The organism is Senegalia massiliensis, assembly GCF_900626135.1.
Classification (GTDB): Bacteria; Bacillota; Clostridia; order Tissierellales; family SIT17; genus Anaeromonas; species Anaeromonas massiliensis.
Genome location: NZ_LR130798.1, coordinates 1 through 812, shown reverse-complemented (window position 1 = coordinate 812; position 812 = coordinate 1). Strand labels below are relative to the sequence as shown.

The 812-nt window shown below is 56.2% G+C and carries 2 protein-coding genes; both read right to left on the bottom strand.

Features of this window, described 5'->3' with window-relative positions:
* A partial coding sequence (locus E0D94_RS14660) for an aminoglycoside phosphotransferase family protein (protein ID WP_242620575.1) occupies nucleotides 1–225 on the bottom strand: 225 nt, incomplete at its 3' end.
* A partial coding sequence (locus E0D94_RS14655) for an APH(3'') family aminoglycoside O-phosphotransferase (protein WP_130808304.1) occupies nucleotides 225–812 on the bottom strand: 588 nt, incomplete at its 5' end. The genes E0D94_RS14655 and E0D94_RS14660, both read right to left, overlap by 1 nt.

The window sequence follows — 812 nt, the reverse complement described above, 5'->3', positions numbered from 1 at the left end:
GTTCTCACGACCGCGCAACCGGACTGCTCCCCTCCCATTGCGCCATACCAGATAGTCGGCCCCGCGCAGTTCATCAGCAATGTCTTCTATAGGTTTCAATCCCTTGACGATTGCAGGAGTCCCGTCTGGCAATGAAACTTTCCAAACGAGGCTGGAAAAGGTGTCCGCAATGAGAACAGGTTGCGAAACGTGCCAATGAGCAGGAAAAACAGGCGGCATGAACATCAACCCCAAGTCAGAGGGTCCAATCGCAGATAGAAGGCAAGGCGTTCGCGGTCGGGGGCTTCGATCCCCAATACATTGAATAGGACAGCGAAGGCGCGCTCTGCTTCATCTGGCGCTGCCCAGTTCTCTTCGGCGTTAGCAATCATGAGTGCCAAATCGGCATAGCGATCTGCTGTTCCGAGCCGCCCAAGGTCGATCAGACCCGTGCATTGAAGAGTTTTAGGGTCCACCATGAAGTTCGGCATGCAGGGATCACCATGGCAAACAACCATATCGGTGCGCTCTTGGTCGAGCCGCACCGGTAGCTCTCGTTCGACACGAGCCAAAAGATCGAGCTGCGGCGTACTCTTGTCCTCGTCCGGTAAGAAGTCGGGATTGACGGCATTGCGGGACACCACATCAACGGCGCGTCCGAACATTCGCGACAGCCTGCGCTCAAACGGACATTGATCAACCGATAGGCTGTGAACAGCGCCAAGTTGCTGCCCCATTGACGGCCACGCTTTGAGCAAATCCGCTCCAGACAGATCAGCCGCCGGTACTCCCGGAATTGCCGTTATCACCAAGCATGCACCCTCCTGTTCCTC